Raw genomic sequence first — 21513 nt, forward strand, 5'->3', positions numbered from 1 at the left:
CCATGGCTGAACGGCGCACACTGGACGGCGCACGCGCGCGGGACCGCGAGGTCATCGAGGTAGCCACCCGCATCTTCTGGGAGAAGGGCTACTCCGGTACCTCGGTGCGGGAGGTGGCCGACGCCCTAGGGATGTTGAAGGGCAGCCTCTACTACTACATCGACTCCAAGGAAGACCTGCTCGAACGGATCTTCCAGGACTCGCACGACGAGGTGCGGGCCATCGCCACCGAAACCCTGACGCTCCCCGGCCCCGCCACGCAGCGGCTGCGCACCTTCCTCGTCCGGCTCGCCGAGTGGTACCTGACCAACACCCGCCGGGCCAGCCTCTACGCCCGTGAATGGCGACACGCGAGTGATCGCCTCCGGGAGGTCATGCTGGAGCAGCGCAAGTACTACGACAAGGTGCTCCTCCAACTCGTCGAGGAAGCCGCCGAGGAGGGCGGCATCACTCCGGACGACGCCAAGTTCGCCGGGAACTTCGTGATGTCGGCGATCTCCTCGCTCCCCGACTGGTACCGGCCGGGCGGCACCCGCTCCCCGCAGACGGTCGCCGCCGCCTACGCGGACATGGCGATGCGCCTGCTGGGCGCGGCCGGCGACGCCGTGGACCTGGACGTCCCGGGGACGGTGGTGGCCGAATGACCTCCGCACCGACGCGGTATGCCCTGGCCGACCTCGCCGGCCTGCTCGGTACGCGACTGGGCGTGAGCGGCTGGCTGACCGTCGACCAGTCGCGTGTGGACCTCTTCGCGGACGCCACGGGCGACGACCAGTGGATCCACGTCGACCCCGAGCGGGCCGCGTCGGGGCCGTACGGCGCGACGATCGCCCATGGCTATCTCACGCTGTCACTGCTGCCCGTACTGGTCGGAGAGGCGTTCCGGCTGACCGGTGTCGGGCGGAGGGTCAACTACGGGCTCGACAAGGTCCGTTTCCCGAGCCCTGTCGTCGTCGGCGCGCGCGTGCGCGCGGTCGTGACCCTGCGGGAGGTGGAGCCGGTCCCCGCCGGCGGCATCCGGATGGGGCTGCGCTGTGTCGTGGAGATCGAGGACGGCGGCAAGCCGGCCTGTGTCGCGGACACCCTCACGCTGCTCATGGCGTGACACCGGTCACCCGACACCCTGGACAGCGGTCGGGCACACGCCTAGTCTGACGGCGAAATTCAAACGAGTGGTTGGTTTAAATGGAGGAGACGGGCATGGGACACGGAGTCACCTTCGGGCTGATCAACACCTTCGGGAACCCCGCCGAGTGGCGGCAGCCGTGGAAGCAGCGCTACGACTCGATCCTCGAACAGATCGAGTGGATCGACCGCGACCTCGCCGCCATCGACGGTGTCTATGTCACCGAGCACCACTTCTACGACGACGGATACATCCCGTCGGCCATGGTGATGTGCGGTGCCATCGCGGCGCGTACCCGTCGGGTGCGGATCGGCACCAACCTGATCCAGTTGCCGCTGCACAATCCGGTCCGGCTGGCCGAGGACGCCCTGGTCGTCGACGCCCTGTCCGGCGGCCGACTCCGGCTGGGGCTCGGCATGGGCTACTACCACCAGGAGTTCGACGGTATGGGGCAGCGGCTGGCCGAGCGGGTCAGCCGTACCGAGGAGGGGGTGGCCATCCTCCGTAAGGCATTCGCCGGCGAGCCGTTCGCCTTCCACGGCAAGCGGTACGACTTCGGGGAGATCCGGGTGACGCCGGGGCCCGTCCGCGCCGGTGGACCCGAGATCTGGATGGGCGGCTTCGCCCCTCCCGCGGTGGAGCGGGCCGCACGGCTCGCCGATGGATTCCTCGCCTTCGACCCGGGCACCCAGGCCGTGTGGCACGACGCCTGCGAACGGCTCGGGCGCGACCGGGCGGACCGGCGGATGAACGTCACCTACTGGGCGATCATCGCCGATGACCCCGAGAAAGCGTTCGCCGAGGCGGGCGACCACTGGCTCCACCTGCTCAACCAGTACATCCTGCGCGACGCGTACGCCGGGCGGACACCACCGCTCACCGCACCGTACGACGACCCGCGCCGCGCCCTGGCGGACGGACTGGTGATGCTCGCCGACGGGCCGACCGCGATCAAGACCTTCAACGCCGACGTCGACAACGGGGCCGTCGACATCAACCTCGTGACGATGATGCCCGGCGAGCCGGTCGACCAGGTCTCCGAGCGGCTGGCCTACCTCAACGACCACGTGATTCCGCACGTCAAGCAGTCGGAGCACCCCTCGGCCGCCCCGCGGCACGCGACACCCACCGGCCACTGACGCCGGACAACGGGACGCATCGGCTCAGAACCAGACCGGACCAGGCTCAGGACCAGGATCAGGAGGGGCACATGGGACGTGTCCAGGACAAGGTCGCACTCATCACCGGCGCGGCGCGCGGACAAGGGCGGAGCCACGCCGTCCGGCTGGCCGAGGAGGGCGCCGACATCATCGCGGTCGACCTCTGCGGCACACCGGAGACCACCGACTACCCCGGCACCACCAAGGAGGACCTGGCCGCCACCGCCGACCTGGTGCGCGCCATCGGACGGCGCTGCGTCACGGCCGAGGCCGACGTACGCGACCAGGGCGCCCTCGACGCCGCCGTGCGGTCCGGGCTGGCCGAGTTCGGCCGGATCGACATCGCCGTCGCCAATGCGGGGATCGTGAGCTGGGGGCGGCTCGACCAACTCACCGACACGCAGTGGCAGGAGATGCTCGACATCAACCTGACCGGTGTCTGGCGCACCATCAGGGCCGTGCTGCCGCCCATGCTCGACCAGGGCGCCGGCAGCGTCGTGATCATCAACTCGGGCGCCGGGATCTCCGGACCCGTCAACATCGGGCACTACGCGGCGGCGAAGCACGGCCTGGTCGGTCTGATGCGGACCGCGTCGAACGAGCTGAGCCCGCTGGGTATCCGCTTCAACAGCGTGCACCCCACCCAGGTCGACACCCAGATGATCATGAGTGACCGGCTGTTCGGGATCTTCCGGCCGGACCTCGAAGCACCGGGCCGCGAGGACATCGTCGAGCCGTCACGGGGTCTGCACACCATCCCGGTCCCCTGGGTCGAGCCCGTCGACATCTCCCATGCCGTGCTGTTCCTCGCCTCCGACGAGGCGCGCTACATCACCGGCGCCATGCTCACCGTCGACGCCGGCGGTTCCACGAAGGTCGCCGCCGGCTGATCGTCCGAAGGTTTCCGTACGAGAGGAGTCAGAACCGGCATGGGCGAGTTCACGGGCAGGGTGGCGATCGTCACCGGCGGCGCCAACGGCATGGGCGAGCGGGTGGCCCACACCCTGGCGGCCGGTGGAGCCACGGTGGTGGTCGCGGACAAGGACGGCGAGCGCTCGAAGCTGGTCGTCGCGGAGATCGCCGAGGCCGGCGGGGACGCCGTGGCGCTCCCTGCGGACGTCAGCGAAGAGGAACAGGTGGCCGCACTGGTCGACGACGTCGTGCGCCGCTACGGACGCGTCGACATCCTCGACAACAACGCGGCGGCGCTCGAACTCACCGCCGTGGACCCGGACCTGCTCGGCGTCACCACGGATGTGTTCCTGGGCACGCTGCGGGGCAATCTGCTCGGCCCGTTCCTCTGCACGAAGTACGTGCTGCCGGTCATGCTCCAGCAGGGCGCCGGAGCAATCGTCAACATGGCGTCGGTGTCCGGCATGGCGGGGGAGACCTCGCTCACCGCGTACGGCGTCTCCAAGGCCGCGGTCATCCAACTCACCCGCGCCACCGCCGTGCAGTACGGCAAGCGGGGCATCCGCTGCAACGCCGTCGCGCCCTCCATCGTGCTGACGCGCAACACCGACGCATGGGCGCCGCAGGCGGTGAAGGACGCCTACCTGCGGCACAACGTCACGCCGTATCTCGGCCTGCCGCAGGACATAGCCGAGGTGGTGGCCTTCCTGGTGTCCGACAAGGCGCGCTACATGACCGGGCACGTCATCCCGGTGGACGGCGGCCTCCGCGCCGCCCACCCGATCGCGGCGGACCTCCGCGACACCTGAGCAGGAGGACGAACCGGATGGGTCAGCCCTGTTCGATCCGGGCCTGAAGTTCGGCGATCCGGGTGGACGCCAGCGCGGGCACACCGGGCGGCTGGTTCGTCATGCCGGCGTCGATCGAGAACGCCGTGCCCGTGACGAACCGTCCGTCGTCCGACGCCAGATAGACGGCGGCCTCCGCCACGGCTTCCGGCCCGAACCAGGGGACCGGCAGCAGTTGCGCGGCCTGCGAGGGGAAGACGGCTTCCTCCTTCGTGCCGCCCGGGTGTCCGGCGTACATGTCGTGGATGTACGGGTTGTGGAACATCGGCGTCGACACATTGCCGGGACACAGGGCGTTCACCCGGATCCAGCGCGGGCCGAGTTCCACCGCGAGCGCCTTCGCGAGGCCGACCACGCCGTGCTTGGCCGTGACGTACGAGGGGATGCCGGAGAACGGCCGCAGACCGGCCGCCGAGGCGGTGAGCAGGAGCGAACCGCCGCCACGGGTGACGAGGTGCGGGATGATCGCGCGCGCCGAGCGCCACACCGACGACAGGTTCGTCTCGATCACCGTGTCGAACTCCTCGTCGGTGATGGTGTCCCAGGACCCCGCCATGACGACGCCGTGGTTCACCACACCGATGTCGATCCCGCCCAGCTCCGCGGCCCCCTGGTCGGCGGCGTCCCGTATCAGCCGGCTGTCGCGGCTGTCGGCCACGACGCTCACGCAGCGCCGCCCCGCCGTCTCGACGAGGTGAGCCGTCTCCTTGAGGTCGTCCTCGGTGGCGAGGTCGTACCTGACGCCGTCGATGGGTGCGCAGATGTCCGTCGCGATGATGTCGGCGCCCTCGCGGGCCATGGCGACCGCGTGGGCGCGACCCTGCCCGCGTGCGGCGCCGGTGATCATCGCGACCTTGCCAGTGAGTCGTCCGGTCATCGGGGCTCCTTGAAAGTGGGTGCGTGGTCGGACAGTTGAAAGGTGGTGGCCGGTCAGACCGAGACGTAGCCGCCGTCGACGTCGTACGCCGAGCCCGTGACGAACGACGCGGCATCCCCGGCCAGGAAGGCCACGACCTCCGCGACCTCCTCGGGGGTGCCCAGCCGGTTCATCGGGTGCAGTGCGCCGAGGGCCTGCTTCTGTGTGCCGGTCCGGGGTGAGATGGCGGTGTCGACGAACCCGGGACAGACGACGTTCACGCGGATGTTCCGTGTGGCGTACTCGGCCGCCGCGCATTTGGTCAGCCCGAGGACGGCGTGCTTGGCGGCCACATAGGCGCCGGCCCCGGCGATGCCGATGTGTGCGGCGACGGACGCCATGTTGATGACGGAGCCGCCGCCGGAGGCCAGCATCGCGGGCAACTCCGCCCGCATCGAGCGGAAGACCCCGTCGAGGTTGACGGAGGTGACCCGGGTCCAGTCCGTCCACGACATCTCGCCGATGTCCCGTTTCACGGGGACGCCGACGCCGGCGTTGTTGACGGCGATGTCGAGCCGGCCGAAGCGGCTCGTCGCCAGGTCGACCGCGGCCTGGACCGAGGCGGATTCGCGTACGTCGAGCCGGCAGGCCAGGCCGGGAGTCTCCAGGCGCCGCGCGACGCGCTCGGCCGTGGTGGGGTCGATGTCCGCGACGACGACCTGGGCCCCGCGTCGTGCGAGGGCCGTCGCGCAGGCTTCCCCGATGCCCGAGCCACCGCCGGTGACCAGGGCGACCTTGCCGCTCAACTCCGCCATGCCGGGCCATCGCTTCCGCTGGAATTAGTACCAACCGGTTGGTAGATAGCTTGAGTCGTGATCGTGGTCGAGTCAAGCGGTCGGACACCCGTCGTGAGGGACGGCCGACAGGGACGGCCGACGCGGAGACGGCGGCGCGAATTGATACCAAACGATCGGTTGACAACCGGCCGCACTCTGAGGTCGACTCAAGCGAAATCAAACGGGGGGTTGGTAGATCGCGTGTCGCCGCACCCCCTTCGGAGCGGCGCAAGAGCCTGAAGAACGAGAGGTACGCACGTGAGCGTGGCGGTCAGGAACCTGTCGTGGACGTTCTCCGGGACGACCGCGTTCGACCAGAACAACCCTCATGGAGAGGGGAGAACCGGTGCCGCATAGCAAGGTCGAACCGGCGGCCGGGACGACGTCGGGCGAACGTCCCGAAGATGCCGGTGGTGACACCGTCGACATCACCTCGCTCAGCAAGACCTTCCCCGGCACCCGCGCCCTCGACGATGTCTCCCTCACCCTCCGCAAGGGCGAGATCCACTCACTCTGCGGCGGGAACGGATCGGGCAAGTCGACGCTGATCAAGATTCTCTGCGGCGTCCACCAGGGCGACCCCGGCGGCACGATCCGCATCGGCCGGCACTCCGTCGAGGCCGACAGGATGACCTCCGCGCTGGCACACGACGCCGGCGTACGGGCGGTCCACCAGGACCTCGCGGTCTTCCCCGACCTGACCGTCGCCGAGAACCTCCTCTTCGGTATCGGCTTCGACACCGGTCCGGCGGGCAACGTCCGCTGGTCACGTGTGCGCAGCCGGGCGGCCGAACTCATCGAGCGCTTCGACATCCCGGCCCGCCCGTCCACACTGATGCGCGACCTCACCGTCGCGGCCAGGACCCAGGTGGCCATCGCGCGGGCCCTGGGCGCCGTCGCCGGGGAACACGCGTCCCTGCTGATCCTCGACGAGCCCACCGCGGCACTTCCCGTGCACGAGGTCGAGCTGCTGCTCACCGCGCTGCGGCGCTACGCCGACGCCGGGACCAGCATCCTCTACGTCAGTCACCGCCTGGACGAGGTACTGGAGTTGAGCGACCGGATCACGGTCCTGCGGGACGGACGGACCGTGGCGACCCGCGCCGCCTCCGAACTGGACGAGGCGGGCCTGATCCACCTGATGCTGGGCCGCCAGGCCGAACGCGCCCTCGACCACGGGCACACGGAGGCGACGGGGGCGCCCTTGCTGGAGGTCCGCGATCTGCACGCGGGGCCCGTACGCGGCGTGGACCTGTCGATCCGGCCGGGAGAGGTCGTCGGGATCGCCGGGCTGCTCGGATCGGGACGTACCGAACTGCTCCGCGCCCTCTTCGGTGATCTGCCGGTCACTTCGGGCGAGATGCTGCTGCGCGGAGTGCCGGTCCGCTTCCGCCGGACGGCCGACGCGATCACCGCGGGCGTCGCCCTCGTACCGGAGAACCGCGTCATGGACGCCGCGTTCCTGGACCTGCCGGTCGCCGACAACCTGGACGTCGGCGTCGTCGCCCGGTTCTGGACCATGCTCACCCTGCGGCGCCGCCGGATGCGGACCGAGGCGGCCGGCCTCATCCGTGCCTTCGGCGTCAAGGCGACCTCCTCCGCGATGTCCATGGGCGCCCTGTCCGGCGGCAATCAGCAGAAAGTCGTCATGGCGCGGTGGATGCGCCTCACCCCCGACCTGTTGCTCCTGGACGAGCCGACTCAGGGAGTGGACGTCGGCGCCCGTGCCGACATCTACGCCGCCGTCCGGGCCGCGACCGCCCGGGGCGCCGCCGCGCTCGTCGTGGCGTCCGACTTCGAGGAACTCGCGCATGTCACCGACCGCGTGATCGTGCTGCGCGAAGGCCGGGTGGCGGCCGAGGTGGCGTGGCAGGACCTCGACGCGCACCGACTCACCGAACTCAGCTACGCCGGCACTCACGGAGCATGACATGACGACGATCAACACGCCGACGCCGACCGGCCCGACGGTCACCGAACCCGTCACCTCCGCACCGCCCGAGGTGCGCCGCGGCCCCGGTCGCCTCACCGTGGATCTGCTGGAGCGCGCCGGAGTCCCGGTCTTCCTCGTGCTGCTGATCATCCTGTTCAGCCTGCTGCCCGCGATCAGCGACCTGTTCCGGTCCGAGGCGAACATCCAGAACGTCTTCGCCAACCAGTCCGTCACCGGACTCATCGCCCTGGCCATGATCGTGCCGCTGGTGTGCGGCTACTTCGATCTGTCCGTGGCGGCGGTCGCGGGCCTCGCGAATGTCACCATGGCCGCGATCTGCGGCACCTACGGACAGCCGATCTGGCTCGGCCTGCTCGCCGCCGTCGCCATCGCCGGACTCGCCGGTGTCGTCAACGGCGTACTCGTCGCGGGCCTGCGCCTCAACGGATTCATCGTCACGCTCGGCACCTACACCCTCATCGGCGGCCTGCTGACCCTCTACACCGGTGGTCAGACGATCAGCAACGGCATACCGGCGTCGCTCGGCAACTGGGGATCGCAGCAGTTCCTCGGCATAGCCCAGCCCTTCTGGCTGCTGCTCGTCGTCGCGATCGTGGTCTGGTACCTGCTGATGCAGACGCCGTTCGGGCGGCGCCTTGAGGCGATCGGGTCGAACGAGAGCGCGGCACGGCTCGTCGGCATCCGGGTCGACCGTGCGATCTTCCTCAGCTTTCTCCTCTCGGGCCTGCTCGCCGGTATCGCGGGCGTCCTGCTCACCTCACGCTCGGGCGGAGCCGACCCGACCGGTGGCTCCGCGTATCTGTTCCCGGCGCTGGCGGCGGTGTTCCTCGGCCAGACCGCCATTCGCCCCGGCCGCTACAACGTCTGGGGCACGATCTTCGGCGTCTTCCTCGTCGCCGTGGCCGTCGACGGCTTCACCCTGCTCGGCGTCCAGTCCTGGGTGCAGCCGGTGTTCAACGGTGTGGCCCTGGTCCTGAGCGTGGCGGTGTCCACCTACATGGGCAGGGTCCGCGAGCGGCGGGCCCAGAGCGCCGTGCTGCGCGCAGCCGCCACGTCGTCGCTCGCCGGCATCCACGGCGACACATCCGCGGACGTACCCGCCGACGCGTCGGAGACCCCGGCACCGGCAACCGAACCGCACGCCAGTGCCGGCCGCTGACCCGCACGCGGCACTTCTCCCTCGTACCCCTCCCTTCACCTTCATCCAGTCCTTCCCTCTGTGCTCAGCACACCTGTCACTCAGGAGACCGTCGTGAGAACCAGCCGGACAAAGATGATCGGCATCGCCATGGCGGGCGTCGCGCTCGCGGCGCTGCCGGCGTGCTCCACCAGCAAGCCGGAGGCGAACACCGTCGCGGCGGGCGACCCGTCCGCAAGCACCGCCAAGGGAGCCGACACCGCCGCACTGGACGCCCTGTACAAGGGCATGGAGAACGAGCCGCCGTCGGTGTCGGCCAAGCCGGCGAAGGGCAAGTCGGTCTGGTGGATCTCCTGCGGACTGTCCATCCCGGACTGCTCCGTGCCCGCCAACGCGGCCAAGGAAGCCGCCGGAAAGCTCGGTATCGACTTCCACATCGCCGACGGAAAGCTCAACGTCGGCGGCGGGAACGCGAGCGCCGTGCGCACCGCGCTCGCGGCCAAGCCGGACGCGATCATCATCCACGGCATCTCCTGCCCGATCGTCCAGCAGCCGCTGGAGGAGGCCAAGGCCAAGGGCGTCAAGGTGCTCGGCGTCGAGGCGCTCGACTGCGCGGACACCGGCGGCCCGCGGCTGTTCACGACCGACATGAAGTACTCGAAGGCCGCGCAGAGCGGCGAGGACTACTTCAAGGCATGGGGCAAGATCAGCGCCCAGTACATCATCGCCAAGTCGGGCGGCAAGGCGAAGATCATCAACAACGAGGGCACCGAGCCCCTTCAGGCGACCATCAACCAGGGCTTCCTCGACGAGATCAAGACCTGCGGCGGCTGCACCATCGTCGACACCATCAAGTTCAGCTCCGCCGACCTGACCCCGAACGGGCCCTGGATCCAGGGCTTCCGGTCCTCCCTGGTGCGTAACCCGACCGCCACCGCGACCTTCCTCCCCTTCGACGTCAACATCGCGACCGCGGGCGGCGCCCAAGCCGTCAAGGAGAGCGGCCACAAGCTGATCGCGGTCGGCGGCACAGGTCAGGCCCCCGCGATCAACCAGGTCAGATCCGGCGCGATCACCGCCATCACCGGGGCGCACTCCCCGGAGTGGATGGGCTACGCCGCGATCGACCAGATCAACCGTGCCCTCAACAACGAGCCCACGGTGGCCCAGGGCGTCGGCGCCCGCGTGGTCGACGCGGACCACAACATGCCGCCGAACGCGGACGACTACTACCAGAGCCCGATCGATTTCAGGGCCGCGTACGACAAGGCGTGGAAGGCGGCCACCGGCTGACGCGCCCCGGGTGCCGACGAGCGGGCCGCGCCGAGGAGTTCACCCCGGCGCGGCCTCTCGGCGTGACACGTCAGTCGGGCACCAGCACGGTCCGCCCCCGTACCTCACCGCGCCGCAGTCGACCGAACGCCTCCGGCGCCGAGGACAGGGGGAACTGTTCCGTCTCGACGTGCAGGGCCCCTGAGCGGGCCAGCGCGACGACTTCGGCGAGTTCGGGGCGGGTGCCCCAGAACGGCAGTGAGAGCCGGGAGCCCGGCGGGAGAACGCCGGGCTTGCGGACCGTCAGACGACCGCCGCCGCTGCCGACCAGCGCGAGTTCACCACCCGGCCGCAGCAGGGCGGCGGCGAGGTCCAGTGTCGTATCGCTGCCGACGAAGTCGAGTACGGCGTCCACCCCGACGCCCCCGGTCCGCGCCCTGAGCACCCGCGCGGTGTCCTCCTGGAGCAGCGTGGCGACATGGGCGCCGGACCTGCGCGCGAGATCAAGGGCCTCTTCGCGGATGTCGACCGCGAGGATGTGACTCGGGGTGGTCGCGCGCAGGATCTGGACGGCCAGGTGGCCGAGCCCACCCACGCCGATGACGGCGGCGTTGGTGCCGTCGCCGAGCGTGTGCCGCAGCCCGGCGATGGCGTGGTACGAGGTCAGGCCCGCGTCGGAGAGCGGTGCCGCCTGGTCGGCGGGCAGATCGCCGATCGGCACCAGATGACGGGCCGAGGGGACGAGTACATACTCGGCCATGCCACCGTCGCGGCCCAGCCCGACCCCGTGCCACCCCAGATCGCCGCGCCGGTCGCAGTAGTTGTCCCGGCCCGCCGCGCAGCGGGCACAGTGCCCGCAGCCCCAGGGGCCGTAGAGCACCACACGTTCACCCGGCGGCGGCCCGTCGGCGTCGGGGCCGAGTGCCGCGACGTGCCCGGCGACCTCGTGGCCGAGGGTGAACGGCAGCCGGTAGGGGAGAGCGCCCTCGGCCGCGTCGACGACATGCAGATCGGAGTGGCAGAGCCCGACGGCTTCCACCCGCACCAGCACCTCGTCCCCGCGCGGCGATGGCCGCTCGACCTCGGTGAGGGTCGGCTCCCGTCCCCAGGCCGTCAGCCGCATCGCTCGCATGGTCACCTTCCCGGGGCTTGTCAGTCTCTCCGCGACACGATACCAAAGACGAATTCAGTTCAATACCGAGTCGCGGGGACGAGTGGGGGCGAGTGGTCGAGATGAGTGACGGAGCGCAGAGTGCCGGAGCACCAAGCGGCGGAGCGCAAAGTGCCGGAGCGCAACAGGGCCGGTTCCAGGGCAAGGTGGCCATGGTGACGGGTGCCGGTTCGGGGATAGGGGCCGCTGTCGCCCGACAGTTGGCCGCCGAGAGTGCGCGGGCGGTCGTCCTGGCGGACATCGACAGTCAGGCCGCCGGAGCCGTCGCCGAGGAGTTGCCCCGCGCCCGCGCGGCGGCACTCGACGTCGCGGACGCCGCCACGGTCGACGGCGCGGTCGAGGACGTACTGCGCGAGTACGGGCGGCTCGACGTGGTGGTGCACGCGGCCGGGGTGGACGATCCCGAGGCGAAGTGGTGGATCGCGGACGCGTTGTCGGCGGGCCGCCCGCCCGAAGTGACCGGTCGGCTCGGCGACGCTGCCTGGGCGCGCGTCATGCGGGTCAACCTGGACGGGACCTTCCATGTGCTGCGGGCCGCGGTGCGGGCCATGCTGCCGCGCGGGTCGGGTGCGATCGTCGTGATCGGCTCCTCGTCCGCGTTCGACGCACCCGCCGGCTATCCCCACTACGCCGCGTCCAAGGCCGGCGTGCACGCCGTGAGTCAGGCCGTCGCCAAGGAGGTCGTCGCGTCCGGGATCCGCGTGAACGTGGTCGCGCCGGGGCCGACCGAGACCGGGATGGCGGCACGCACGCCCGAGGCGCTGCGGACCGGATTCGCCGGCCCGCGGGTGCGTCCGTACGCGACAGCCGGGGAGATCGCGGACATCGCCCTGTTCCTGGCGAGCGACGCGGCGGTGAACCTGGTCGGGGCGGTGCTCCTCGCCAACGGAGGCCGGTTCACGGCCTGACACGCATGGCCTGACAATCAACTGCCGCACGAGTCTTGCCCGCCCGGGGTCCGACGCTTACGGTTCACGAATTGAGTTCAGTTTGTAGATAGGGTGGCTCGGGTGCGCCGGGACGCGTGCGTGCTGGGCGCAAGGGAGAGGTCGACGTGGATCAGTTCCTGCTCGTCCTGGTGAGCGGACTCGCCAGTGGCGCCGTGTACGGCCTGATGGGCCTCGGGCTGGTGATCATCTACAGGGCCACGGACGTGGTCAACTTCGCGCTCGCCAGTCTGGCGACCGTCGGTCTGTACGTGGCGCTGACGCTGTACGACAGCGGCGTTCCACTTGCCCTGGTGGCGCTCGCCGCGATGGTCGTCACCGCGGTGACCGGACTGGTCGCCCGCGAGCTGGTGATCAGGCCGCTCGGACAAGGGGATCTGCTCGCCGCGCTGGTCATGACAATGGGCATCTCGCTCATCGCCGAAAGCGTCATGAGCACGATCTGGGACGACCAACCGCGGCTCTTCCCCAGCCTGGTCGAGGGCTCCGTCTCCTTCGGAGGCTCGGCGATACCGACGCAGAGCCTGGTGACCATCGCCGTGGCGGCCGTCGCGATGGCCCTGGTCGCCTACCTCTTCGGACGCACCACCATCGGTTCCGCCATGCGCGCCGTGGCCGAGTCCGCCGACACCGCGCAGATCCTCGGCCTCGGCTCCCAGCGCATCGCCCGGATCGCCTGGGCGCTCGGACTCGCCCTCGCCGCGCTCGCCGCTTTCCTGTACGCACCGCGGGCCGGACTCGTACCGACGGTCCTCGGCGCACCGCTGTTCCGCGCCTTCGCCGGGATCTTCCTCGGCGGCCTGACCAGCATGTACGGGGCCGTCATCGGCGGGGTGACGGTCGGCGTCCTGGAGAACGTGGCCGCGAGCTACGTCTCGGCGGGCTACCGCGACACCTTCGTCTTCACGTTCACCATCCTCGTGCTGCTGATCCGCCCGCAGGGGTTGTTCGGCACGCGCACGTTCCAGCGGGTCTGAGGAGCGGTACATGTCTGTCGTCAGTCGTTCCCACCTGGCCAGGGCGGCGCTCGGCCCGCTCCTCGCGGCCCTGCTCATCACCGTGCTCAGCACCGGCGCCGTCCCGCCGTACCAGGCGTACTCGGTCGGGCTCGCGGCCGTCTACACCGTCCTTGTCCTCTCGATGAACCTCCTCGCCGGATGGGCGGGCATCTGGTCCATCGCCCACCCCGCGTTCTTCGCCATGGGCGCCTACTTCGCGGCGTACGGCAGTACGCACGGCTGGTCCCTGGAACTGGTCGTGTTCGGCGCGGCCGTGTGCGCCGCGGTGTTCGGTGCATTCCTGGGAGGCATGGGCGCGCGGTTCTCGATGCTGTACGTCGCCCTGCTCACCCTCGCGTTCACCATGGTGTCGTTGGAGGTGATGGGACAGTGGACCGGCGTCACCGGCGGCGACCAGGGTGTCGCGATGGCGAAACTGGACAGCGCCCTCGGCCTCGGCACCCTCGCGAGCGCCGGCACGCAGGCCCAGTACATCGCCGTCGGTCTGGCCGGGGTGGCGCTCGCGGTGGCCGCGCTCGCCCGGCCCAGCGCCCTGCGGATGCGGCTCGTCGCCGCCAAGTCCCATCCGATGGCGGCCCGTTCGATCGGTATCGCACCCGAAGCCCAGTCGGCGCTCGCCTTCGCGGTCAGCGCGGTGTTCGCCGCACTGGCCGGTGTGCTGCTCGCCCTGGTCGTCGGGTTCGTCAGCCCGGAACCGTTCTCGCTGGCGCTGTCGATCTCCCTGATCGCGGCGTGCGTACTCGGCGGCCCCGGCACCCTCACCGGCGCACTGGTCGGCGGGGTGTACCTGACCTGGGCGCCCACGGCCGCCGAGAGTGTGGGGCTGCCGCAGCCGATCCTTCAGGGGATCGTGCTCATCGCCGCGCTGCTGTTCCTTCCGGGCGGTGTGGTGCTCGCCCTCGCACGGCTGGCCCGCAGTGTGCTGCGACGGCCCGCGACGCAACCCCCGGCCCTCGTGGACCACTCCGATGAGTCGCCGCAGGCCGTACCGCCCCCGGCCGCAACCGCCCCTGAAGTGCTGAGACTTGACGACACGACGGTCACCTTCGGCGGTCTCACGGCACTGGAAAACGCCTCGCTCTCCGTACGGGCCGGCGAGACCCTCGCGATCATCGGGCCCAACGGCGCGGGCAAGACGACCCTGTTGAACGTCCTGTCCGGACTCGCCGGCGGCGGCCGGGTGACGGGCAGCGCGGAGTACGGAGGCAAGGCCCTGCTGAAGACCCGCGCCACCGCCCGCCGCAGGCTCGGCATCGGGCGGACCTTCCAGCACGCCGAGACCTTCTCGGAGCTGACCGTCCTGGAGAACGTGCTCTGCACCCGCCGCCGCATCACCGCCCGCGACCGTGCCAGAGCCGCCGGGCTGCTGGACGAGATCGGCCTCGCGCATGTCGCGGACCGGTACCCCGACGAGCTGTCGTTCGGGCTGCACAAGCGGCTGGACCTCGCCAGGGCGCTCGCCGAGGAGCCCGAACTGCTCATCCTGGACGAGCCGTTCGGCGGACTCGACGCCGCCGAACGCACCCTGCTGGCGCGGCAGATCGTACGCCGGCAGCGACGCGGCACCACCGTCGTCATCATCGACCATGTACTCGACGACCTGTTCGCGGTCGCCCACCGGGTGGTCGCCTTCGACTTCGGACGGCCGATCGGCGAAGGCGAGCCCGGCAAGGTCCTGGACGACCCCCGGGTGCGCTCCTCCTACCTCGGCGAGGGCGGCGCGCGGGGCGAACTCCCGCTCCGGGACGGCACCGAGCAGGCCGCGGTGCGGCTCCACGGTGTGGACCATGGCTACGGCGGAGTGACCGCACTGCGCGGCGTCGACCTCACCATCGCGCGGGGCAGCGTCGTCGGGGTCGTCGGCGCCAACGGGGCCGGCAAGAGCACGCTGGGCCGGATCCTGCACGGATCGCTGGCGCCCACCGGCGGTCGGCGTGCCGTCGACGGCGGGTTGCGTACCGCGCTGGTGCCCGAGGGCCGCGCACTGTTCAAGACGCTCTCGCTGCGGGAGAACCTGGAGGTCGCCGCGTACGCCGCGGGTGTCAAGGGCGCCGGCTTGCGGGAACGGCTCGCGGAGACCGCCGAGTGGTTGCCGCCGAGGCTGCGTGAGCGGATGGGCGCACCCGTGGCCGGGCTCTCCGGAGGCGAGCAGCAGATCCTCGCGGTCGCACGGGCCCTGATGGCGCGACCGGACATCCTGATCGTCGACGAACCGGCGCTCGGCCTGTCCCCGGCGATGGTCGACGAGGTGTACGCCCGCCTCGGCAGGCTCGCCCACGACGGCATCACGGTCGTCCTGCTCGAACAGTCCCTCGGCCGCGCCGCGTCCGCCTGTCACGAGGTCGTCGTCCTGCACGAGGGCGGTATCGCCGTGCGGGGTGAGCCATCCGACCCGATCTTCCTCGCCCGCGCCGAGCAGGCGTACTTCGACGGCCAGGAGGACGCCTCCGTGGTCGCGGCACAGGGCTGAGACGTTCCTCGGTCGCGAAGGGCGCGAAGGGCGCGAAGGACGCGGAGGTCGCGTAGTGGTGAGCCGAACTTCAACGCATGCTGCCGGACGGCCGGTCCGGTCCGCTCCGGCCCGGAGGAGAGAGAGTCGTATGAGCGCGGAAGGCGTGGATCTGCTGGTCGTCGGTGCGGGCATGGCGGGGCTGACCGCCGCCGCCCGCGCCGTACGCGACGGCCTGTCCGTGGTGGTGGTCGAGATCGGCGCGGACGTCGGAGGCTCCGCGCGCTTCGCCGGGTACGCCTGGACCGCGCCGAGCCACGAGGTCATGGACCGGCACAACCCGGGAGGCGATGTCGCGCTCAAACGCGCGCTCGTGGACCGGTTCGCCGACGGCATCGCCTGGATCCGCTCCCTCGGCGTGGAGGCCAAGGACGCCCAGCGCATCCTCAGCTTCGGCCGCGGGCACCAGTTCGACACCAACCACTACGTCGACACCTGCGGACAACTCGTCCTCCACGGCGGTGGCGAGCTGCTGCTCGAAACCGAGACCGAACGGCTCCTGGTCGAGAACGGCGCCGTCGTCGGAGCGGAGGTGCGGGCGGCCGACGGCACACCCAGGCAGGTGCGGGCCCGCACCACGCTCATCGCGACCGGCGGATTCCAGGGCGACCCCGCTCTGCGCACCGCGCACGTTCACCCGCACGCCGAGGGGATGCGGCTGCGCTCCAACCCCCATAGCCGTGGTGGTGGTTACCGTCTGGCCACCCAGGTCGGTGCGGCCACCGGCGGTGACGACGCCGGCTTCTACGGCCATCTCATTCCCAGCGGCATCCCCTTCGCCGACCCGGCCGACTTCGTGGACATGTCGCTCTACTACAGCGAGCACGCCCTTCTCTTCAACCTGCGCGGCGAACGGTTCGTGGACGAGACGCTGGGCGACCACCTCACCGCCATGGCGCTGCTGGACCAGCCCGAGAGCCGCGGGCTGCTCATCGCCGACGCCCGGGTGTTCCGTGACTGGATCGTCGGGTCGTACGTCGAGGGCGCGGTCGCGGTGGACAAGTTCGCACTGGCGAGCAAGCGAGGGGGCCGCGTGGGACTCGCCGAAGACCTCGAAGAACTGGCTTTCCTGCCCGAGGAGTGGGGTTACCGGGGCGAGACGATCCGCGACGCCGTGCGGGTGTTCAACGAGCGGGCAACGGTAGGTTCGGGGCCGTCTCCCGGCCGGGAGTTGGACCGCCTCGCGCTGGACGAACCGCCGTACTACGTCATCGAGACGGTACCGGCCATCACCTTCCCGTTCCACGGCGTGCGCATCGATGACCGGGCCCGTGTCCTGCGTGCGGACGGTCAGCCGCTGGGCGGACTCCTCGCGGCCGGATCGGACACCGGCGGCCTGTGGCACCGCGCCTACGCGGGCGGCCTCGCGGCGGCCCTGGTCTTCGGCCTGACAGCAGCGGACACGGCGGGCGGGGCGACCCGCGCTTAGGGGTGCCGGCGCGCCTTCGCCTCGCGGCACCTCCAGCGGAGCGCCTTCGCGTCGCGGCACCTCCACCGAGCGCTCAGTCGTCCGAGCCGGAACTCCCGTTCGTCCGGCTCGTACGTCCCGACTTGCGCGCCAGCTCGCCCGCGGTCAGAGTCGTGGCCGACACCACGCGTACCCAGCGCGGGGCGCCTCCCCGCGCCGCCCACACGACGCAGACGCACCCTCCGACGGCGAGCACGACGACAGCGGCCAAGACGAGCACGATCATGTTCATCCCCCCTTTTTCTGTTGCGATCCGCTTTCTGTTGCGATCCGCGCCATCCTCCCAGTCGGGACGACCCGGGGGGATGGCGGGCCGCAGAGGGGAAGAGATCAGGCCGGACTCGGCTCGGGCCCGACGATGTGTGCCTGGACGTGGCCGTCGGTCAGCCACCCGGACGACTCCGCGAACGCGAACATCGCGTCCAGCGCCGCCGACCACTCCGGGGTCCCTGGCCCGGAGTCGCGGATCCAGTCGCACCGTACGAAGGCCACCCCGTCGGCGAGTCGGCCGAACTGCCCGGCTCGCTCGGTGAGGGTGCCGAGGTCGTCGGCCACCACGCTGAAACGGGTCAGGTCGTCGGTCTCGGCCAGCCGGACGTGGTCGTGGCGTGCGTCGACGTACATGTCAGCCCTTCGCCAAGGACCGGAAAGTACTGGCGTGGAAGACCACCGGGGGCACCCCGGCGTGCGGGGAGAGGCGGTCGACTTCGAGCAGTGCGATGGTGTGGTCGCCGGCCGGGATCTCCTCGACGATCCGGCACTCCAGCCAGAGCGCCGCTCCGATGACGAACACGGAACCCGGCGGCTCGGCCACCCAGTCCACGGAGGCGAACCGGTCGGGCGACCTGGCCGCGAGGGCACGCGCCACAGGGCCCTGATCCTCACCGAGCACGCTGACACCCAGACGCGGAGCCTGCCGCAGGACCGGCCAGGTGGTCGAGGTGTGGGCGACACATACCGACACCAGCGGCGGCCGGAGCGAGACCGATGTGAACGAGCTGGCCGCGATGCCGGTGGGTCGGCCGGCCACGAGACCGCAGACGGCGGTGACCCCGGACGGGAACCGCCCGTAGGCGCCCCGGAGCACATCGGTGGTCAGATCCCCGTTGTCGACGAACATGGCTACGGCGCTCCTTGTCCCGGTCACTCGGTCGGCCACGAAATCGACCCTTCTCTCGAACTCGGTTCACTTTGGTGAGCGTACCCACGGTGCGGCGGTGTGCGGAAGGGTGCTGCACGGCCTGGGCGCCACCGGTGGCTCCCCGGTCTTTCCCCAGTGCTCGCCCGAGGTTTCGCCCCAGGCTTCGCCACATTTCGCCTACACGACCATTGACCACCCGGGATCCGAGCGCCTAGCTTCTGTGAATCGAACCAAACTCAGTTAGGTGGCCGTAATGGAACATGAAGCACTGCGGCAGACCAACATGGCCATCGCCGCGAGATATCTCCAGGCGATCAACGACTGGGACTTCGACGTCAAACGCGAACTGCTCGCACCCGACGTCGTCTTCGAGATGCGGTGGGCGCCGGCCGGGTTCCCGCGCCGTATCGACGGAGTGGAGGCCGTCATGGAATTCCTCGCTCCACTGCCTGAGTCCATCGTCACCGAGGGCCTCTACGACATTCACGTCGACACCCTGCACTCCGACCCCGGCGAGGTCGTCACCTTCTACCGGAGCGACATGAGGATGGTGCGGCCCGTCGAGTACAAGAACGAGTACGTCACCCGCTTCACCATCCGGAACGGCAGGATCGTCCGCTTCGTGGAGCACTTCGATCCGATCCCGCTGATCCTCGCCTTCGGCGGCAGCGTGACACCCCCGTCGCTCTGACGCGCACACCCTCAGTCAACGAAGCTCACGAAGGCTGACGAAGGCTCACGAAGCTCACCGAGCGAGAGGTTCACCGACCATGTCCGCATCGCATCACCCGACCGACTTCGGCGTCTTCATGGCCCCTTTCCACAAGATCGGCGTCAGCCCGACCGTCCTCTTCGAACGCGACCTGGCCATCATCGAGATGGCCGACCGGCTCGGGTTCCAGGAGGCATGGCTGGGCGAGCACCACTCCGGAGGGCATGAGCCGATCGGCTCACCGGAACTGATGCTCGCCGCCGTCGCGCGCACCACACGCACCATCAAGCTGGGCACGGCGGTGAACTCGCTGCCGTACCACAACCCTTTTCTGCTCGCCGAACGACTGGTGACGCTCGACCACCTCACCCACGGACGCGCGATGATGGGCTTCGGCCCGGGGCAACTCGTCTCGGACGCCCATATGCTCGGCATCGACCCGGCCACCCAGCGGGACCGCATGCTGGAGGCGGCCGATGTCATCATGCGGCTCCTGCGCGGAGAGACCGTCACGGAGACGACCGACTGGTACGACCTGCATGACGCGAAGCTGCAACTCCGCCCGTACACCGTCCCCGAACTCGATGTGGTCGTCGCCGCGGTGACCTCGCCGTCGGGACCGGTGACCGCAGGGCGGCTCGGTATCGGCATGATCAACCTCTCCGCGAGTTCACCGGCCGCCTTCGAAGCGCTTCGTAAGCACTGGGGCATCGCGGAGAAGGAGGCGGCGGGACACGGCCGGAGTGTCGACCGCAAGAAGTGGCGGCTCTCCGCCATCACCCACATCGCCGAGACCGAGGAACAGGCCCGCCGGGACTGCACGTACGGCTTCGAGGAGATCTGGAACTACCTCGCCCATATCTCGCCGCTGCCCGCATCCGACAAGCCGGATGTCGAGGGAATGATCGATGACGCCATCGCGTCCGGGGCGATTCTGATCGGCACGCCCGACACGGCCATCGAGCTGATCCGGAAACTGGCGGACCAGACCGGCGGCTTCGGCAGCTTCGTGATGACGCTGACGGACTTCACCACCTTCGACCGGCAGAAGCGCGCGGTGGAACTCTTCGCCGAATACGTCATCCCCGAATTCCGGGGCCAGTTGCGGCCCCTCCGCGAACACAACGCCTGGGTCCGCGACAACGAATGGAAGACGCAGACCATGGCGGCGATCACCGCCGCTTCCGAGAAGTACCACCAGCGGACGGCCACGTCCCACTGACCTGGGCGCACCTTCCTCCCCCCGGCGCACCCGCTGACCCCTCGCCTAGACGATGGAGACCCATGCACCACCGACACCCCCACATCGATCCCCAGCTGCTTTCCGAGACCGACGAACAGCGGCAACTACGCACTGTCCTCAGGGACTTCTGCACCGAGTCGAGCGGTCCCGAGGACGTCCGCAAGCATCAGGCCACCCCTCGTGGATACGACGAGACGCTGTGGGCGCGGCTCGCGGGTGAGATCGGCGTTCATGGGCTGGCGATTCCCGAGGAGTACGGCGGATCGGGCTTCACCTTCGCCGAACTCGCCGTGGCCATGGGGGAATTCGGGCGCGCGTTGTACTGCGCCCCCTTGCTGCCCACGGTCGTCCTTGCCGCGCACGCCCTGCTGTACGGCGACGACCGGCAGGCGGCTGAGCGCTATCTGCCGCGGATCGCGGACGGCACCCTCACCGCGACCGTGGCCGGCTTCGACACCGGCGAACCGGGCGTCATCGCCGAGCGGACGGGCTCGGGCTGGGTGCTGCGCGGCCGGGCGGACTTCGTACTCGACGGGGCCGGAGCGGGGCTCCTCCTCGTACGGGCCCAAGTTGTCGGCGGCACGGGGCTGTTCGCCTGTGAGCCGACCTCGGACACCTGCCGGCGGACTCCGCGTCGTGTACTGGACGAGACCCGCCGGCAGGCACTGGTGGAGTTCCACGGTGCCACCGCCACCGCCATGGGCGCGCCCGAGCGGACCGAGGCCGTCGTCGCGGCGACGCTCGACGCCGGGCGGGCCGCACTCGCCGCAGAGCAGGTCGGCGGCAGCGGTCGCGTGCTGGACGACACCGTCGCGTTCGTCGCCCAGCGCCACCAGTTCGGGCGGCCCATCGGCTCCTTCCAGGCCGTCAAACACCGGCTCGCCGATGTGCTCGTCGCGCTGGAGGCGGCGCGCTCCGCGTCCGCGTACGCGAGTGCGTGTGTGGCCGTTGAGTCGCCCGAGCTGCCGGTGGCCGCGAGTGCCGCCGCCGTGGTCTGCTCCGAGACGTTCCTCCTGGCGACGGCCGAACACGTCCAACTGCACGGCGGGATCGGCTTCACATGGGAACACCCGGCACACCTGTATCTGCGCCGAGCACGTGGCAGTGAGGTGTTGTTCGGCACGGCCGACCGGCACCGGGACCGGCTCGCCGCACTCATCGGCCTCGCCCCGCACGCCGCCGCCTGATCGGGCAGGGAACT

At 70.2% G+C, this 21513-nt stretch carries 21 protein-coding genes; 15 read left to right on the forward strand and 6 right to left on the reverse strand.

Translation table 11 applies throughout. The annotated features are described in order from the left end of the window. The first annotated feature begins 2 nt into the window (after positions 1–2). The 5 genes from ACFVT5_RS07170 (at position 3) to ACFVT5_RS07190 (ending at position 4007) form a co-directional block, all read left to right on the forward strand. Positions 3–644 carry a TetR/AcrR family transcriptional regulator gene (locus ACFVT5_RS07170; protein WP_389882354.1) on the forward strand — a complete coding sequence of 214 codons (642 nt, stop codon included), beginning with the start codon at positions 3–5 and terminating at the stop codon, positions 642–644. Beyond that, positions 641–1105, forward strand: coding sequence for a MaoC family dehydratase (locus ACFVT5_RS07175; RefSeq protein WP_389882356.1), 465 nt, complete (start codon positions 641–643; stop codon positions 1103–1105). The genes ACFVT5_RS07170 and ACFVT5_RS07175 overlap by 4 nt, the downstream gene beginning before the upstream one ends. 95 nt (positions 1106–1200) lie before the next feature. Next, entirely contained in the window at positions 1201–2265 is a 1065-nt protein-coding gene (locus tag ACFVT5_RS07180) for an LLM class flavin-dependent oxidoreductase (RefSeq protein ID WP_389882358.1), read from the forward strand. Positions 2266–2336: 71 nt separating this feature from the next. Continuing rightward, positions 2337–3176, forward strand: a complete 840-nt coding sequence (locus ACFVT5_RS07185) for a mycofactocin-coupled SDR family oxidoreductase (RefSeq protein WP_389882359.1) — start codon at positions 2337–2339, stop codon at positions 3174–3176. Between the two features lie 39 nt (positions 3177–3215). After that, positions 3216–4007 carry an SDR family NAD(P)-dependent oxidoreductase gene (locus tag ACFVT5_RS07190; protein WP_389882361.1) on the forward strand — a complete coding sequence of 264 codons (792 nt, stop codon included), beginning with the start codon at positions 3216–3218 and terminating at the stop codon, positions 4005–4007. A 22-nt stretch (positions 4008–4029) separates the two neighbouring features. Here ACFVT5_RS07190 and ACFVT5_RS07195 read toward each other — a convergent pair whose 3' ends face one another. Together ACFVT5_RS07195 and ACFVT5_RS07200 are read right to left on the reverse strand one after the other, a co-directional pair. Then, positions 4030–4923 carry a mycofactocin-coupled SDR family oxidoreductase gene (locus ACFVT5_RS07195; protein ID WP_389882363.1) on the reverse strand — a complete coding sequence of 298 codons (894 nt, stop codon included), beginning with the start codon at positions 4921–4923 and terminating at the stop codon, positions 4030–4032. Between the two features lie 53 nt (positions 4924–4976). Next, positions 4977–5717, reverse strand: a complete 741-nt coding sequence (locus ACFVT5_RS07200) for an SDR family NAD(P)-dependent oxidoreductase (protein ID WP_389882365.1) — start codon at positions 5715–5717, stop codon at positions 4977–4979. Between the two features lie 367 nt (positions 5718–6084). Between ACFVT5_RS07200 and ACFVT5_RS07205 the strand changes: the two genes are divergently transcribed. From ACFVT5_RS07205 to ACFVT5_RS07215, 3 genes are all read left to right on the forward strand, one after another. Then, positions 6085–7668 carry a sugar ABC transporter ATP-binding protein gene (locus ACFVT5_RS07205; RefSeq protein WP_389882367.1) on the forward strand — a complete coding sequence of 528 codons (1584 nt, stop codon included), beginning with the start codon at positions 6085–6087 and terminating at the stop codon, positions 7666–7668. Between the two features lies 1 nt (position 7669). Continuing rightward, positions 7670–8851, forward strand: coding sequence for an ABC transporter permease (locus tag ACFVT5_RS07210; RefSeq protein WP_389882369.1), 1182 nt, complete (start codon positions 7670–7672; stop codon positions 8849–8851). A gap of 93 nt (positions 8852–8944) precedes the next feature. Next, positions 8945–10123 carry a sugar ABC transporter substrate-binding protein gene (locus tag ACFVT5_RS07215; RefSeq protein ID WP_389882371.1) on the forward strand — a complete coding sequence of 393 codons (1179 nt, stop codon included), beginning with the start codon at positions 8945–8947 and terminating at the stop codon, positions 10121–10123. A gap of 70 nt (positions 10124–10193) precedes the next feature. On the opposite strand, the gene ACFVT5_RS07220 is transcribed toward ACFVT5_RS07215, so the two are convergent. Further along, positions 10194–11234 (reverse strand): NAD(P)-dependent alcohol dehydrogenase, encoded by a 1041-nt coding sequence (locus ACFVT5_RS07220; protein ID WP_389882373.1) that lies wholly within the window; start codon positions 11232–11234, stop codon positions 10194–10196. A gap of 191 nt (positions 11235–11425) precedes the next feature. Here ACFVT5_RS07220 and ACFVT5_RS07225 point away from each other — a divergent pair, with 191 nt between their 5' ends. From ACFVT5_RS07225 to ACFVT5_RS07240, 4 genes are all read left to right on the forward strand, one after another. Further along, complete coding sequence (locus tag ACFVT5_RS07225) at positions 11426–12181, forward strand: SDR family NAD(P)-dependent oxidoreductase (RefSeq protein WP_389882375.1); 756 nt, start codon at positions 11426–11428, stop codon at positions 12179–12181. Between the two features lie 146 nt (positions 12182–12327). Then, positions 12328–13197, forward strand: coding sequence for a branched-chain amino acid ABC transporter permease (locus ACFVT5_RS07230; RefSeq protein ID WP_389882377.1), 870 nt, complete (start codon positions 12328–12330; stop codon positions 13195–13197). A gap of 10 nt (positions 13198–13207) precedes the next feature. After that, a complete protein-coding gene (locus tag ACFVT5_RS07235) occupies positions 13208–15709 on the forward strand; it encodes an ATP-binding cassette domain-containing protein (protein WP_389882379.1) in 2502 nt (833 codons plus the stop codon). Positions 15710–15839: 130 nt separating this feature from the next. Beyond that, positions 15840–17177, forward strand: coding sequence for an FAD-binding protein (locus tag ACFVT5_RS07240; RefSeq protein WP_389882381.1), 1338 nt, complete (start codon positions 15840–15842; stop codon positions 17175–17177). A gap of 73 nt (positions 17178–17250) precedes the next feature. On the opposite strand, the gene ACFVT5_RS07245 is transcribed toward ACFVT5_RS07240, so the two are convergent. From ACFVT5_RS07245 to ACFVT5_RS07255, 3 genes are all read right to left on the reverse strand, one after another. Beyond that, positions 17251–17442 carry a hypothetical protein gene (locus ACFVT5_RS07245; RefSeq protein ID WP_389882383.1) on the reverse strand — a complete coding sequence of 64 codons (192 nt, stop codon included), beginning with the start codon at positions 17440–17442 and terminating at the stop codon, positions 17251–17253. Between the two features lie 104 nt (positions 17443–17546). After that, positions 17547–17840 (reverse strand): hypothetical protein, encoded by a 294-nt coding sequence (locus tag ACFVT5_RS07250; protein WP_389882385.1) that lies wholly within the window; start codon positions 17838–17840, stop codon positions 17547–17549. A gap of 1 nt (position 17841) precedes the next feature. Next, positions 17842–18336 (reverse strand): flavin reductase family protein, encoded by a 495-nt coding sequence (locus ACFVT5_RS07255; RefSeq protein WP_389882387.1) that lies wholly within the window; start codon positions 18334–18336, stop codon positions 17842–17844. 274 nt (positions 18337–18610) lie between these two features. Between ACFVT5_RS07255 and ACFVT5_RS07260 the strand changes: the two genes are divergently transcribed. The 3 genes from ACFVT5_RS07260 (at position 18611) to ACFVT5_RS07270 (ending at position 21499) form a co-directional block, all read left to right on the forward strand. Next, positions 18611–19048, forward strand: coding sequence for a nuclear transport factor 2 family protein (locus ACFVT5_RS07260; protein ID WP_389882389.1), 438 nt, complete (start codon positions 18611–18613; stop codon positions 19046–19048). A gap of 79 nt (positions 19049–19127) precedes the next feature. Further along, positions 19128–20291 carry an LLM class flavin-dependent oxidoreductase gene (locus ACFVT5_RS07265; protein WP_389882391.1) on the forward strand — a complete coding sequence of 388 codons (1164 nt, stop codon included), beginning with the start codon at positions 19128–19130 and terminating at the stop codon, positions 20289–20291. Positions 20292–20353: 62 nt separating this feature from the next. Further along, positions 20354–21499 carry an acyl-CoA dehydrogenase family protein gene (locus ACFVT5_RS07270; protein ID WP_389882393.1) on the forward strand — a complete coding sequence of 382 codons (1146 nt, stop codon included), beginning with the start codon at positions 20354–20356 and terminating at the stop codon, positions 21497–21499. Positions 21500–21513: the final 14 nt, after the last annotated feature.

Source organism: Streptomyces sp. NPDC058001 (assembly GCF_042886315.1).
Classification (GTDB): domain Bacteria; phylum Actinomycetota; class Actinomycetes; order Streptomycetales; family Streptomycetaceae; genus Streptomyces.